This is a genomic window from uncultured Anaerobiospirillum sp., assembly GCF_902485895.1.
Lineage (GTDB): Bacteria > Pseudomonadota > Gammaproteobacteria > Enterobacterales > Succinivibrionaceae > Anaerobiospirillum > Anaerobiospirillum succiniciproducens.
Map to the genome: position 1 here is coordinate 1 of NZ_CABTML010000068.1, position 15,164 is coordinate 15,164.

Annotated in this window: 7 protein-coding genes and 1 tRNA gene; 4 read left to right on the plus strand and 4 right to left on the minus strand. The window is 43.3% G+C overall.

All coding sequences use genetic code 11. The features are described 5' to 3' along the window. Nucleotides 1-170 precede the first annotated feature (170 nt). Complete coding sequence (galK, locus tag RDO37_RS05610) at nt 171-1,355, plus strand: galactokinase (RefSeq protein WP_308498393.1); 1,185 nt, start codon at nt 171-173, stop codon at nt 1,353-1,355. Nucleotides 1,356-3,149: 1,794 nt separating this feature from the next. Here the strand turns inward: galK and RDO37_RS05615 are convergent. The 3 genes from RDO37_RS05615 to RDO37_RS05625 form a co-directional block, all read right to left on the minus strand. Continuing rightward, nucleotides 3,150-4,322: a PatB family C-S lyase gene (locus tag RDO37_RS05615; RefSeq protein ID WP_308498394.1), complete on the minus strand. Its 1,173-nt coding sequence runs from the start codon at nt 4,320-4,322 to the stop codon at nt 3,150-3,152. Nucleotides 4,323-4,815: 493 nt separating this feature from the next. Beyond that, the gene (locus RDO37_RS05620) at nt 4,816-5,196 is read right to left on the minus strand and encodes a RidA family protein (RefSeq protein ID WP_027940458.1); all 381 of its coding nucleotides are present in this window, start codon (nt 5,194-5,196) and stop codon (nt 4,816-4,818) included. Between the two features lie 1,696 nt (nt 5,197-6,892). Continuing rightward, nucleotides 6,893-6,968, minus strand: a tRNA-Thr gene (locus tag RDO37_RS05625). A gap of 919 nt (nt 6,969-7,887) precedes the next feature. On the opposite strand from RDO37_RS05625, the gene RDO37_RS05630 reads away from it, so the two are divergent. From RDO37_RS05630 to RDO37_RS05640, 3 genes are all read left to right on the plus strand, one after another. After that, on the plus strand, nt 7,888-12,105 hold the full coding sequence (locus RDO37_RS05630; RefSeq protein ID WP_308498395.1) for an ATP-binding protein: 4,218 nt from the start codon (nt 7,888-7,890) through the stop codon (nt 12,103-12,105). Nucleotides 12,106-12,427: 322 nt separating this feature from the next. Continuing rightward, the gene (locus tag RDO37_RS05635; RefSeq protein ID WP_027940063.1) at nt 12,428-13,135 is read left to right on the plus strand and encodes a response regulator; all 708 of its coding nucleotides are present in this window, start codon (nt 12,428-12,430) and stop codon (nt 13,133-13,135) included. Between the two features lie 221 nt (nt 13,136-13,356). Further along, a complete protein-coding gene (locus RDO37_RS05640; RefSeq protein ID WP_308498396.1) occupies nt 13,357-13,764 on the plus strand; it encodes a hypothetical protein in 408 nt (135 codons plus the stop codon). Between the two features lie 229 nt (nt 13,765-13,993). Here RDO37_RS05640 and RDO37_RS05645 read toward each other — a convergent pair whose 3' ends face one another. Beyond that, nucleotides 13,994-15,034 carry a ribonucleotide-diphosphate reductase subunit beta gene (locus RDO37_RS05645; protein ID WP_027940061.1) on the minus strand — a complete coding sequence of 347 codons (1,041 nt, stop codon included), beginning with the start codon at nt 15,032-15,034 and terminating at the stop codon, nt 13,994-13,996. Nucleotides 15,035-15,164: the final 130 nt, after the last annotated feature.

The following is a 15,164-nucleotide window of genomic DNA, read 5'->3' on the forward strand; positions in this document are numbered from 1 at the left end:
TACCGAAATTTCAAGGTACACCAAGAAGGAAGAGGTAAAGAGAATTCTGCTAGAACGTCTCTCCGGTGCAACTGGGCATCAATAGGCTCTAGTTGCGACATAGGTAGTGAGGATACTAACCACCTATGCCGTCAACAGAGTGCGGATAAGTCCAATAAGGATGTGTAACTTTGAACAACTTTTTTTGGAACAGAATGAAGATGAGCGACGTACGTGTAAAGAGCGCTGAGGCTTTTGAGAAGCATTTTGGCTGCAAGCCTGAGTATCTTTGCTATGCTCCAGGCCGTGTGAACCTGATCGGTGAGCACACTGATTACAATGACGGCTTCGTGCTGCCATGTGCCATTAAGTTTGGTACTGCTATGACTGCACGCAAGAACGGCACCGATAAGATTCGTCTGTTAGCCATTGATATCAATGGTGAGACCGATGAGTTCACCATTAGCGGTGAGTATCAGGCTCACGAGAGCAAGACTTGGGCAAACTACTTACGTGCCATGACCTCCTTAATCGTATCAAAAGGTCACAAGGTTGAAGGTATCGACGTAGCTATTACTGGTGATATTCCTCTAGGCTCAGGTTTATCTTCATCTGCATCTTTAGAAGTTACTTTTGGTAACCTCTTATCCTCTATCTTCTCTTTAAACATTCCTCTGCAAGAGATTGCTCTTACTGGTCAGGCTTGTGAGGCTTTAAACGGCTGTAAGTGCGGCATTATGGATCAGACCATCGTTGCTTGCGGTAGCGCCGATCACGCTCTGTTAATTGACTGCCGTTCATTAGAGTTAAAGCAGATCCCTGTACCAAAGGAGTTAGACATCCTCATCGTTAACTCTAATGTTAAGCATGCCTTAGTCGGTGGTGAGTACAACGAGCGTCGTGAGCAGTGTGAAAATGCCGCTAAGATTTTAGGTGTTAAGGCTCTGCGTGATGCCACCATGGAAATGTTAGATGCTGCTAAGGACAAGATGGACGACGTAACTTATCGTCGTGCACGCCACGTTATCACTGAAGATGATCGCGTGCTTGAGGCAGTTAAGGCTTTTGAACAAGGCAACTTAGCCAAGCTTTCTGAGTTAATGTACGCATCTCACTGCTCTATGCGTGACGACTTTGAGATTACCATCCCTGAGATTGACGGCTTAGTTGAGATTATCCGCGAGGCTATTGGTGAGAATGCTGCAGTACGTATGACTGGCGGCGGCTTTGGCGGCTCCGTTGTAGCAGTAGTAGATCCTAAGAATGTAGAGAAGGTCAAGGCTGCTATCGATGAGAAGTACGAAAAGATTGCAGGTCGCAAGGCTACTATCATCGAGACCCATGCTTTTGACGGCACCGTCTTCACTAAGTTTTAAGATTTTTGGTCCATAAGTTAAACGTGAGGATCAAGTCTTCTAAGCTTAAGAACAAAGTCTAATGCTTAGACCAAAACACTTAAGTCTTAGCTAAACAGTCTTGAGTCTTAGCAAAACAGTCTTAACTCTAAGCTAAAAAGTCTTAATCCTTGCGTTTTTTAGACCAACAGCCGCGTGCCTTTTAAGGTTTTACCTAAATAGGCTGGCAACTATAACAATCATGCAAACATGAGTATGCATGCAAACATGCTCAAGATAAGTGCTAGGAAAAGGTGCTTTTAGGATTGGTTCAATCTTAATGGCTCCATATCCTATGCGGCATGCTTAGCCTCTGCATGAGTATCATCGGAATTTTCGGTGATCGCACAACACACATAAAACAACAACGCAGCTGATGCTGCACCTTTGGCCCTGTAGATGTTCATTCATCTCAGGGCCTTTTTAATGTATCAAACCTGAAATACAAGCCACTTTTCAAGGCAAAAATCAAAGCCACACCACAAGCCACGACACAAGGATACCAAGCAACAGCACAAGGCACGACACAAGGCTTTTAAGCAACTGCAAATGGCACAAAACAAGGATACTAAGCAACAGCACGAGCAGTTTTGTATTAACTGGATAGCTATCAAAATGGCTATACCATCGCGCTTTTGGTCAAGGGAAGTACAATTTACCTGCTAAGGAATGCACAGTCTTAGTCAGACGATCATTAGTTTAGATGTAGCGGATGCGATTCATCTCCGGACTCGCTTTAGTGTAGGTTGGGGCATTATCGCTAATTTATGGTAAAATATAATCGTGTCTCAGCTTTCTGATATTTATGCGAATGTAAACGTTTACACAAGCTTTCAAGCTAAGCTTTTGTAGAGCGTTATTGCTAGTTTTTGCAGAATGTAGAGCACGCTTGTACCTTTAAGATCTATCTTGCAAAGCCCATGGAATTAAGGCAGTACATGGAAATAGAGCCTCAAGGCTTAACAATGCTCAGATCATCAATATGTTTTACTTGAGGGTGTAAACGTTTACATGCTCAGGCGTAACAATACTCTCAGTGAGCATTGCGAGGCTTTGTGAAGTTATGGCACTGCTAAGCTCTAGCAGTTAGGTACAAATGCAGAACCACCTTAAGGCCAGTATCAAGCTCAATTGACCTTAAGTTTGGCTCTGATAAGTAATCAAGTGGCAGCACCAAGCTCAGCTCCTGCTTGATGTTTATAAGTAAGCATAGCTTGCTTACCATACATATCCTTTGATACTTAGTGCCGATGTTTACCCCGGCACTGTGGTGAATAGGCCTTGTAGTTGCAGCTGCGAGGCCTTTTTTTCGAGGCACAGCGACATTGCACTATGCCGTGCATTAAGCTAAATAGGCCTAATGCAAAGGCCAAAAGAGCAACACGTCCTTAATGATCTTTAGTGCTCAGCTTAACCACTGCCATCTCATATGCTACTTCAAGACCCAGCATAGCTGCCCGATAAACACGCAGCTACAGCACATATGAAGGTGCAAGCAGTGTCATCTAAAACAAAAGGCCCCCACAAAATGGTTTGCTAGGGCCTGGTTGTTAGCGCTACAGCAAGATACTTTGAAGTATCACACTATTTTGCTTGCGTGCTTATAGCATCGTTAGCAGTGCTCGAGTTCGTCAGTTGTGCTCTAGTTCTTATAGCACTGTCAGCTGTGCTTGAGTTCTTATCTCATGTCACTTGCTGCAATTAAGCATATAGCCGCAGCGCCTCATTGCTGTAGAGCTTTAGCGCTTTATAGCTTTAACGATGTGCGCATGGCTACTAAGCTTGGTCTTGCAGAGCTTTTTCGATACGAGCTACCACTTCTTCAAGGGTGGCGCGAGGGCAACCAAGGTTAATACGAGCAAATCCCGCAAACTGCTTGGAGAAGTTGGAGCCTTTAAGCAGTACCACACCGGCCTTGTTGAGGAAAAATGAGTACATTTCATCCTCAGAGGCAAAGACCGCATTAAAGTCAACCCATAATAAGAAGGTGCCTTCACGAGTGGTGATCTTAGCTTTAGGAAAGAGGGCAGTAAGTTTTTCTCGCAAATACTCGTCGTTAGCGTCGATGACCTTGTTGACCTCGTCAACGTAATAGCCGCAATCTTGATAAGCACACTTCATCATAGCGTTAGCAAAGAAGTTTGGCTCAGCAAGGCCGCTACGCTCAATTTCTGCAACCATTTGTGCTCTTACTTTGGCATTTGGGATGATAAGGTAAGAGGCGTGACAGCCCATCACATTAAAGGTTTTAGATGGTGCGTTAATTACGATGAGCTTTTGCTCAATATCACCTTTAAGAGAGGCACAGGAGATAAACTTGTGACCTTTGCTTACAAAGTCACTATGAATCTCGTCTACAAAGAGCATGAGATCATGGGCAATGCAGAAGGATGCAACTTGTTCTAGCTCTTCACGAGTAAAGACGCGACCAGTTGGATTGTGCGGTGAGACAAAGATAAAAGCTTTAGTCTTCTTGGTAACTTGCTTTTCTAAGGCCTCAAAGTCCATAACATAGCGGCCATCGCGCTCAACTAAAGCAGGCTCAATAATGTTACGGCCATTATTGACTGCAGCATCATGCAGTGGTGGGTAGTATGGTGCGCTTAAGATGATGCTGTCTCCAGGGCGCGAGAATGCCTCAACAAATAATGAGGCGGCCATAACAATGCGTGGAATATAGACAATACTCTGCTTGTCTACAGGGCAATTGTGGCGCTGTGCATACCAAGACTGTACGCCGCTTTTAAAAGCGTCGTTGAGCATGGTGTAGCCATAAAGGCCGGTTGCAGCAGCTTGACTAAGGGCTTTAGAAATTTCAGGAGGACCTACAAAGTCCATATCTGCACAGCCCATTTGAATGAGGTCCTTGCGACCTATCGCGTGAATCGGTGCATCCCACTTCCAACTGTCGGTGTTGCAGCGATTAATAACGCTTGTAAAATCTAACACGGGATTGTTCCCTCTGTTAAGGTTACTTACATTCTATACAAAGCAAGCAAAGAGCTATGGTAAAGAGCAATTAACAGCAAACGCCATAGTAGATATCATGGCAAAGGCCATACCCATCAAAGCGCTCTGCCGCAAATAAGCTTGTCATATAGGATGTAATCATCTATACGCTTCATGCATCATAATCCCATGTAGTGCCATCTAAAAAGCTGAATAAGCAATTCCACCAGCGTGTTTATCAACTTATAAAGCCAAGCTCGATAGCAATGAGTTTTTAGATGCAGCGTACTTATCAAAAAAGCCTCTCAAGTAAGTCCATCACATCCTCGGGCAATAAACATAAATCGCCGCACCTGTGAAGGCAATAAAAAACAAAGATTGCCCGGTATCACTGGCAATAAACAAAGCTTGCCGTGTACCAAAGTAAGGCATAACCATGCCTTAACTTTAGATGCAAACTATGGCTCAATATTTAGAGAGGCCCAAAATGCTCTTACTTAGCGCAGATACACTCAATCTCGACTTTAGCAGCCTTTGGCAGCTCTTTTACAGCTACGCATGAGCGAGTTGGGTAAGGCTCTGCAAAGAATGTGGCATAAACTTCGTTTACGGCAGCAAAATCGTTGATGTCGGTGATGAAAACAGTAGTCTTCACTACATCAGCCATAGTAAAGCCGCCAGCTTCAACTAAAGCCTTTAAGTTAGTAAGAGACTGCTTAGCCTGCTCTTTAATGTCAGATGGCATGTCACCAGTCTGTGGGTTTACAGGGATCTGGCCAGATACGAAGAGCATGTTAGCGCCAACTTGCATAGCGCTAGAGTATGGGCCAATAGCCTTAGGAGCATTGTCTGAACGTACAACAGTATTAGACATGTTCAACCTCAAAAAGAAAGAAAGTAAATCAATCTGCAGCTAGCCACTACTAAAGCGCACTCCACTACAAGCCCAAAAGCCATAAAAGCCTAAGGCCAAGATCGAGACGACCAAAAGGTAAAAAAAGCACACTTTGCAGCTAGCAATGCAGCCATTAGTCTCACAAGAAAGCTAGGCACAATCTTTAGTTGCCATACAGCTTTGCTGAGTTTGACTTGAATAAACTTTGCCACATCTTTTTACGCTGCGCAATAATGCTAATTGCTCTGTATCACTTTGGTGTTATGCATCTCAGACCACACTCATCTCTCATCCGCACATATATCATGTTACTGGCATAAATCTTAAAAAAGTTCTGCTCAAGACAAGAGCAAGCCTCCTTATGTCTGTGTATGTCTTTTACACCAAATATAAAGTTACAAAAGCCATGACATCCACTGCCAACTAAACCATCACCACGAAGTGCCCTCCTTGCAAAGCACCATGTAAACAAAAAGCTAACGGCCCTGTAAACAAAGGCAAGCAGCACCATGTAAACAAAATGCTAATGGCCCTGTAAATAAAGGCAAGCAGCACCATGTAAACAAAAAGCTAACGGCCCTGTAAACAAAGGCAAGCAGCACCATGTAAACAAAAAGCTAATGGCCCTGTAAACAAAGGTAAGCAGCACCATGTAAACAAAAAGCTAACGGCCCTGTAAACAAAGGTCAGCAGTACCTGTAAACAAAGGCTAGCGCCCCTGTAACAAAAGGCTAATGGCCATGTAAATGAAGTACTAACGAGATGGCAAGTGGGGAGTGTAGTGCAATGATGGCTTATTAATGGGGTTAATAAAAGTCTGTAACTAGAGTGATTATTGTTTAAGAAATAGGCTTGCTTAGGGCTTATACAAAAGCATGTGTCAGTGCTGCCATAATTATGAGTGAGTTTGCATTTATTGCTGATGTTTATGCGGTTTTATGATTATGTTGTGCTGAGGAGTGGGGCTGTGATGGTGGCTTTGATTATTGAAAATTGTATGTGATCTAGTTTTATACGTGGCTTAGTTGGTTTTGTTGCATCTATTTGGGTGGCGTACATGCTGATGGGCAGCGGCTTTACTAACTTTATCAATCTTGCTGTAGTTATGTTATTTAGTGCTGTTATTTGTATATCTATGCTTGGCTTGTAATTCACAAGGATGGTGAAAGTCGTGGCAGGAACATTGTGATAATCGCTTATGGAGCATGGTTTTGTAGATTTTTGGGTTGGAGATTAACGCTGTATACAAAAAACTAACAGCTTATTTACATGTAGATACAACGATTTAGATCATCTTTTGATCGAATGTGTTTATTTGGCATGTGATCAAGATTAGCGAGGGATGCCACAAAAATTTTGTGGATAATCCTGCAAAAAGTGTAAGGTTTGACAATCATTTTGAGCAAAACTATACAACTTTTCGTCATAGTTGATCATAGATATGACAAAGGTTAAATGTTGTATCTTGTATTGTGTGAAAATGCCGTATATACTGGCTTTTTGCGTGATTTAAGATTATGTTTAGAGTGCTAAAAGTGATCAGATGGAAAATATTGTAGCTAGTTAGATCACTTTTGCTTGTAGATATAGCTTTGTAAATAACTAGATGAAAAAGAGATGGGTGTTAGTGAGGTGAGCTTGCTTAGAAAGCTGATAAATAAAGGCTTTTAGAGAATGGTGCTGGATACAAGAATCGAACTTGCGACCTTTTGATTACGAATCAACTGCTCTACCGACTGAGCTAATCCAGCATAGACACAGGGCCAGAAAGTCCCTTGAGAAAGCGGCGTTATTCTAACAAACAGCTAGATGACTGTAAAGGTAAGTATGAGTAGGGCAAAATTTAACCAAGATCACACTAATGTTAAGTGAAGATTAAATGTTGATGCAATCATAACCAACGCCTTAAATTTTTGGGGCATTGAAAAACTAACAACTTATTTACATCGCAGTTAAAAACCTTAATGCCGCATATACAAGCAAATTAATACAATGCAACCATAAGCTGAATGCAACTGAACTAGTTGCTTGAAGCGTACTCATCTACCTTGCATGCTTATATAAAAAAATCATGATGAGTGGGCCTGTTAATTTAATCTTGCGATATGGCCAAACGCCTCACAGCTAAATAATCTAGTTCGTGTATGACCTCAGCTAGAGCTGACATTCTCGATATGTTGCGTAGAGTCGAGTCTGTATGCTGCCTGAGGTCACATTCTTAACAACTATCATCTCACACGCTTATTTCTATTCTAGTTACTAGGTTACTACTATCATCTCACACGCTTATTTATAGTAACTAGAATACTCTGTCATCTCACGTGCTTTTTTCTTTGTGTTTCTTTCTTCTAGTTCAAGCAATTGCTTAATTGCTTGCTAATTCTTAGTTTAGCTTAGCGTAACTTTGAGTGTATTAGACTTTCTTTGCCTAATTGTCTTCTTTTTTGTCTTTTTGTCTTTTGCTCACAACTATTGCAAAGTCACATCTTTAGCCACTATAGCCTTTACATGCCATTGTATGCCTATTTGCCATAGGCTATCATGCTAATAAAATATAGTCATAGCCGCACAAGACGTATGTATTAGTTGCTGCAACTAAATGTTGCGCTGATGGCACTTCATAACAACATGCTTAGCACAATCAAAAAATAAGGTGCCAAGGGATTCATCATGGAAGACACAAAGGCAGAGCACAATAAGAGCAAGCTCCAACAAGCTGCAGTTAGTGAGCACTCATGCTTAAACCCTGGCGATGACGTGAGATTTAAGACAGATGCTACCCATGATAAAGATAGCTCTAAGGTCAAAGAACGCCGCAAAAACAATGAGTTTTATGCCGATTTGTGGAATGCAGGAGGTGCCTTCTTTTGCAAAGAACAGTCTGATAGCTCTCATAAAGATGACTCTTTAGATCATGATAAAGAGGTGTCAGCAAGTGCTAGTGTATCTGAGGATCATGAGGCTAGCACCACTATAAATAAGAGCTCTAGTGATGATGGTGAGGGTGTCAAGCAATCTCAAGAAGACACTATATCTAGTGGTAGCAAAGCTCAGCGTGGCAGCAAAAATCCCTTAACCTTATTCCGTCGCAAAAAGAATCGTAGTGCCTATAAAGAGTTTGAAGATGGTCTGATTCCATCTATCTTAGTGCAAGAAAAGACCTTTGCCGACGATGACTACTCTAAGTATGCCGATATCGAAAGCTTATGCGAGTATGGCACAACATACTATGTACCAACCCCGGCCTCAGAGTCAGAGCAAAATGTAGCAGAGGAACGGGAATCAGCTGAGAGACTTAAAAGTGAGCTTGCCAAAGTAGACTCAAAGCGTCCTCATTTTTTATACTCGATTTCTACATATGGCAAGACCGCAAGTAGCGTCGATCCCACCTTAACCCCTTCTAGATTAGTTTCTGATACGCGTAACTTGCGCTCTAGTCCTGAAAAAGAAAAGGAGGAGAACAAGGAGCAATTAGCTCAAATTGGTCGCAAACAAGAAGAGCTTTTAGAAGATATCAAAGCTAGTAGTGTAACTGTAAATGAAGATAAGGGATCTTCTGATGATTTAAGTCATACCCGCACTAAAGCTAAAGAGTCTGAGGCTATACATAGAGCTAGTGCAGTTGATGAGACTCATAAGACGCTCGATATGCCACGTCGTCGTGGCAAGTTGTGTCTCTTCTTAGGCGCTGCGCCTGGAGCTGGTAAAACCTTTGCCATGCTTGAGGATGCGCTTAATCAAGTACGTAGTGGCAAAAAGGTAGTCGTAGCCGGTATCGGCAGCCATAGCAATTATGAGACTGAAGATTTAGTTAAATGCTTAAGGCAAGATGGTGCCATTATTTGTAATGGCATCACCTTAGAATATGGCAATAACTCAGAGCAAGGCGATGATGAATCGCACAAAGAGACTCATGACAAAAACTGGCCTTCAGATAAGTGGGGTATCGACGTTTTTGGCCAAAGCAAAGAGGAACATAGAGACGCGGACAATGAGCAACAAGACGAGTCTCATGCAACTAAGTTCAAAGAGGCTGGTAATACGGCCTTTGCTGATGTCTTTAGCTCATACTTTCAGTCTGGTAAAAAGAAGGCTGATAAGGATAATACTCGTAGCATAGCTAAGCTCTTTAAAGGTGAGAGCTCTTCAAGTAAGTATGTTAAGCCGAGCTCAGGCAACTTAGACTCTCAGTTAAATCGTCATTTAGAGTCAGATAAGAGTCAAGATGATGGCTATGATGCTCTAACCGTTGGTGGTATCGATTGGGCTGATAACTTTGTTGATGCAGTAAGTAAGGTCAAAGTAGAAGAATTAGAAGAGCCTATCAAGGTTAATGTTCAAAATGAAAGTGAGCGTAGGTCACTGCAAGTTGAGGCTATTATCGATGCTAAGCCTGATTTGGTGGTCGTAGATAATTTTGCCACTACCAATCCTCTAGGTTCGCCACGTAAATATCGTTGGCAGGATATTGAGGTATTGCTCAATGCAGGTTTAGACGTGTACTCAGCGCTCAATATTCAGCAGCTGGATACGCTTAATTTGATTGTTGCTCGCGTTACTGGTTGTAAGTCATCTTCAACTGTACCAAGCGTGATTTTTGATGCGGCTGATGAGGTGAGCTTTGTTGATACCTCCGCAGATGAGATCTTGCAGCGTATCAAGATGGGCAAGGTCTCATTTCCTGCTGAATGGGCTCCACACCTTGATACTTACAAAAAGAAGTCTACGCTTATCGCCTTACGTGATTTGACTTTACGTCAATTACGTCTGCGTGAGATGGCTCATAAGCGCTTTGCTTATCAGACCATCAAACGCGAGAATATGGCCATCTCATCTCCAAGTGATATCTTGCTTTTGCTCAATATCTCTTCAACCACAGAGACGGTCAAGCGCTGTTCTGATATTGCACGTAGCCGCGATGCTAATTGGCATTGCGTGTGGGTAGGCCATGGACGCGAGCTTACTAATTTAGAGCGTAAAACCATTAATGAGCTTTTAGAAATGGCTCAGTCACTCGGCGCTTCAACCGAGGTTTTAGTCGGCAACTATTACGATACTATCGTTGAGTACGCTCACTCGCACGATATTGTTACTATTGTAGTATCCCCAGAGCACAGAACACCATTTTTTAGAATGCGCTATGCCAAGTTAGCTAGAATGCTACCTGAGGCGAATATGCTCTTTTTGCCTTGCAGTACAAAACGTGTGGGCATACAAAAGCGCGCCAGTCTTTTCTTTGATGCCAGCATTAAAAATGGCAATGGCGTCCTGACAGCATTTTTATCTACCATGGTCTTGACGCTGATTATGTTCCCAGTCCAAGCTACGATGCGTCAAACGAGTATCTTTATGGTCTTTTTATTGATGACCTTCATGCTCTCGCTCAAGTACAACGTATTTACGGCCATAGCGTCATCCGTATTCTCGGTAGCGTCGTTTTATGTTTTCTTTAGACCACCTGTGGGTGTGCTCTATTTTGATGACTTTCAGATGTTCATGACGCTTATCATCATGTCTACTGTGGGTGTAATGACCTCACGTTTGATTAGTCGTAATGTACAGATCACCAATACCGCTCAAGCCAAAGAGCGCCATACTCGTATTTTGTACGATGCAGCTCGTTCTGCAGCCTTTGCTGTTGATGAACTGCGAGTCTTCAACTCTACTGCAGCGATTTTGCAAAGCGAGTTTAAGGTAGATAGTGAGTTCTGGGTATGTATGGATAAGAGCGCTAAGCTTGAGTGCGTGCGTCCTCGTCTTTCCAATGTTGACCCTGATGCATTGCAATACTGTTTGGTGATGAAAGAAGAGTGCGGTTTAGGTAGAGCGGTATTCTCCGATAGCCCATATCTGTATATTCCTCTCAACGTGCGCGATGGTGTGTATGGTGTTGCCGTAATGTATCCAGATAGTATGTCCGCAGACTCTCTACCTGAGATACAGCGTGTGCTCTCAACCATGGTCTCTTTAGTGTCACAAACCATCGACCGTCTGCAGTCTATTGAAGAAGCTCGTCAAACCATTGTGACCATGGAAGCAACTAAGCTGCGTAACTCTCTTTTGCAGTCGCTTTCTCATGATTTACGTACTCCTCTCACGTCACTCATGAACAATGCAGAGAATATGCTATCCAAGATTCGTCACCAAGAATACGATGCTGCAGAAAATAGTGCCACTGAGATCATCGATAGTGCCCAACGCATGATTACTCTCATGAGTAACCTGCTTGAAATGGCTCGTCTGCAAAATGATGCTGTTACCCTTAACCGTACCTGGATTCCACCTGAGGAGCTCATTGGTATGGCTAAGGCCATGCACAAGATCCGCCTAAAGCGCTATGAGGTTAAGACCATTATTGAAGATGATTGCCCAATGTTCTTTGGCGATCCAGTGTTACTCGAGCGTGTGGTGGCTAACTTAGTAGATAATGCCGCTAAGTATTGTCCTGCTGGCTCTATTATTCAGTTCCATGCCTGGGGAGATGAAGAGCATGTCTCGATTAGTATTGAGGATAATGGCCCCGGTCTGCCAAAAGATATTGAAGGTGCCTTACTCTTTGACCCATTCAAGCGAGGTCATGCTGAGAGCAACATCACCGGCGTAGGTTTAGGTCTAGCTATATGTAACACTATTGCTAAGGTACACGATGCTAAGCTGATTGCAGGTAACTCATCGCTTGGAGGTGCCGCTTTTACCTTAGTCATGAAAGCCGTTCCAATGCCTGAGCTTGAGGATGAAGAGGCTATGATGGAGAAGATCGCCGCAATGGAAGATATTGATGATGAGCTTTTCCCTGTAGACCATGAGCTCGACACCACCGCCCAAGATCTTGATGCAAAAGACCAAGCAGCAGCCGAGTCCAAGGTGCAAACACCACCAAAGGCCTAAAGAAAGCTCCACAATCTATAGCCCATATCAGTACACTCACCGCTATGATCCAGGGTAAAGGCGCACATAGCGTTAGCTTTCTTCTTAGTTAGTGCTGGGGCGTAATAAAGCAAACCAAACCAAACCAAACCAAACCAAAGCAAGCCAAAGCAAAGCAAGTCAAAGCAAGCCAAATCAAGGCAAAGCTGGAGCGGGCGATTTTATGTGCCTTGGGGGTGGATAGTAAACAAAAGTATACTTTGCTTAGGAAATTGGCTTTTTTATGCCACAATATGCAAAATTTGAATTCTGTACATGCTTATAGCTCTCTGGAGACATTGTTATGAGTGCTGCAACTATCTTGATTGTAGAGGATGAGGAACATATCGCCACCTCATTAGCAGGAGTTCTTTCCGATGAGGGCTATAACGTCTTTACTGCTGGTACCCTCAAAGAGGGCTTAGTGGAAGCTGCAACTAGATCACCTGATTTAGTAGTGCTTGATTTAGCGCTGCCTGATGGTGATGGTTTGGTAATATTAAAAGAAATTCGTGCTTACTCTATGCTGCCAGTGATCGTACTGTCTGCTCGTATCAATGAAGAGCAGAAGGTACAAGCTTTAGATATGGGCGCTGATGACTATCTGACTAAGCCATTTGGTATTAGTGAACTGTTAGTGCGTGTACGTGTGCAATTACGCCGCAAACAAGATGCTGCCGATCGTGAAAATGAGTCCATCATTAAGCTTGGCAAGGATGTCGAGGTTGATACTGAGCGAAAGGTAGTTACCAAGGGTGGTGAGTTGGTGCACTTAACTAAGCTTGAGCTTAGATTACTGCTTGTCATGCTCTCAGAGCCTGAAAAAGTATTAACGCAGCGCTACATCGTACAAAAGGTTTGGGGATCTGAGTATATTGAGCACCCTCATTACCTGCGTATTTACATGGGTCGTTTACGCAATAAGATCGAAGATGATCCATCAAATCCATCCATTTTGCTCACTGAATCTGGCGTAGGTTATCGTCTGGCACTCAAACCACAGGCATCCTAAATACGGCAATGCAAAGCTCAGTGGCTGTGCATTAATCAGCGTGCAAAATACAAATCCTATCAGGCACTTGCTATACTATAGGCCTTTTTCAATGGCTCATAGCCAGCCCTTAAGCATAGTGAGTAGTGCCAGGTGGGCATGGAATTGTATAAACAGCTCATAGCTTTTTTGCTGATAACTACATTTGCGTATATAGCAATGCTAACAAAAAGGATTTAGACATGTTAGACGACTATCGCCCAGTGATGCTCAATGCATCATACATGCTTGCTCTGTATGCAGTAGCCTATATCACCGCACCTTTAACGCCTAATGGCTATCTTGAGTACGGCATGCTCGCCATTGCCTCAGTATGGCTGTTTTACGGTGCCTTACTCTTACAAAGAGAGCATCGTCGTCCTAGCTCAGTCTTTTTAGGTGCTGCAGCCGTGATCCCATGGGCATTCTATGGCGAGCTGTGGTACATCAATAACAACAAAGAAGGCATTGATCCTCAAGTCTTTGAGGCCAATTTACAGCACGCCATCTTTGTCTATCAGTCATTTAAGTACATGACCTTAGGCTGTGGCTTCTTAGCCGCCGTAAAAGGCATGTATATGGCCGTGCGCGGTTTTGGCTCCTCACGCTAAGAATGAGGTCATTAGATCCTCGCGCTAAGAAAGAGAGGCATTAGCCCATCACGCTAACTAATTGATGCCATCAGGTCATCACGCTAAGTAATTGAGGGCATCTGGTAGTTAAAGTAGGGCATTTGAAAGATTAGCCGGCCGAAAATGCAACAGCCCCTGCAAGATCATGTCCTGCAGGGGCTGTTGTGTTTTGGCGATCTTAATAGCTGCAATCTGCAGCTATTTTGTATTAGAGATCGTCAACTAAAGCGGTGCTCTTAGCGTAGGCAGTAGAACGGGCCTCGAAGAAGTCGGTCTTAACCATGTTGGCGTTAGAGTACTGAGATACCCAAGACATGGACTCTGGCTCGCTCTCATAGCGGCTGTCGTAAGATGGGAAGCCAAGACCCATCCAGCGTAAGTTGCCAAGGTAGGAGATGTAGTCGGTGATCATCTCTTTGTTAAGGCCCTTGATGTTATCGCCGATAACATAGTGACCCCATTCGATCTCCTGACGAACGCCCTCTTGCATCATCTCGCGTAGCTCATCTACAGTCTCTTTGGTAAATAGCTCTGGATTTTCCTTTTGCAGCTCCTTGATGATGTTACGGAATAACCATAAGTGAGTGTTCTCATCACGGTTAATATAACGGATCTCTTGAGCAGAGCCTGGCATCTTGCCGTTACGGCTTAAGTTGTAGAAGAAAGAGAAGCCTGAGTAGAAGTAAATACCTTCTAAGATGTAGTTAGCCATTAAAACCTTAAGTAAGGTTTTAGGATCTTGATGCTCTTGGAACTCGTTGTAAAGGTTACCAATGAAGGTGTTACGAGCAAGTAAGTGCTCATCGTCCTTCCATTGGTACAAGATGGAGTTACGCTCATCTGGTGAACAGATAGAGTCGAGCATGTAGCTATAGCTTTGGGAGTGGATACACTCTTGGAAAGTCTGAATAGACAGGCACAGGTTAACCTCAGAGACGGTAATATACTCAGCAATACGAGGCAGGTTGGCTGTCTGAATAGAGTCTAAGAAGACAAGGAAGCTTAAGATCTTGTCATAAGCCTGCTTCTCAGCAGGATCAAGCTTTGGATAGTCCTTAACGTCATGAGAGAGGTTGATCTCCTCTGGAATCCAGAAGTTGTTCATGGCCTGACGATACCAATCAGAAGCCCAACGATACTTCATATTGTTAAAGTCGTTGAGGTTGGTAGTGTTGCCACCGATCATCTTCCAATTAGTTACGTTGGTGTCACCCTGTGGGTTAAACAGCTTCTTCTTGACGAGTTCCATTCTTAGGACCTTGACCTCTCGGACCAATCATTGGTCCATCAAAACTTGTGAAAAATACTAACTTGCGAGGCAAGCTAGGCCTTTAAAAACAGAGCCTCTAGTGCTAACGCCACAAAGCGTTCTCTAGCTG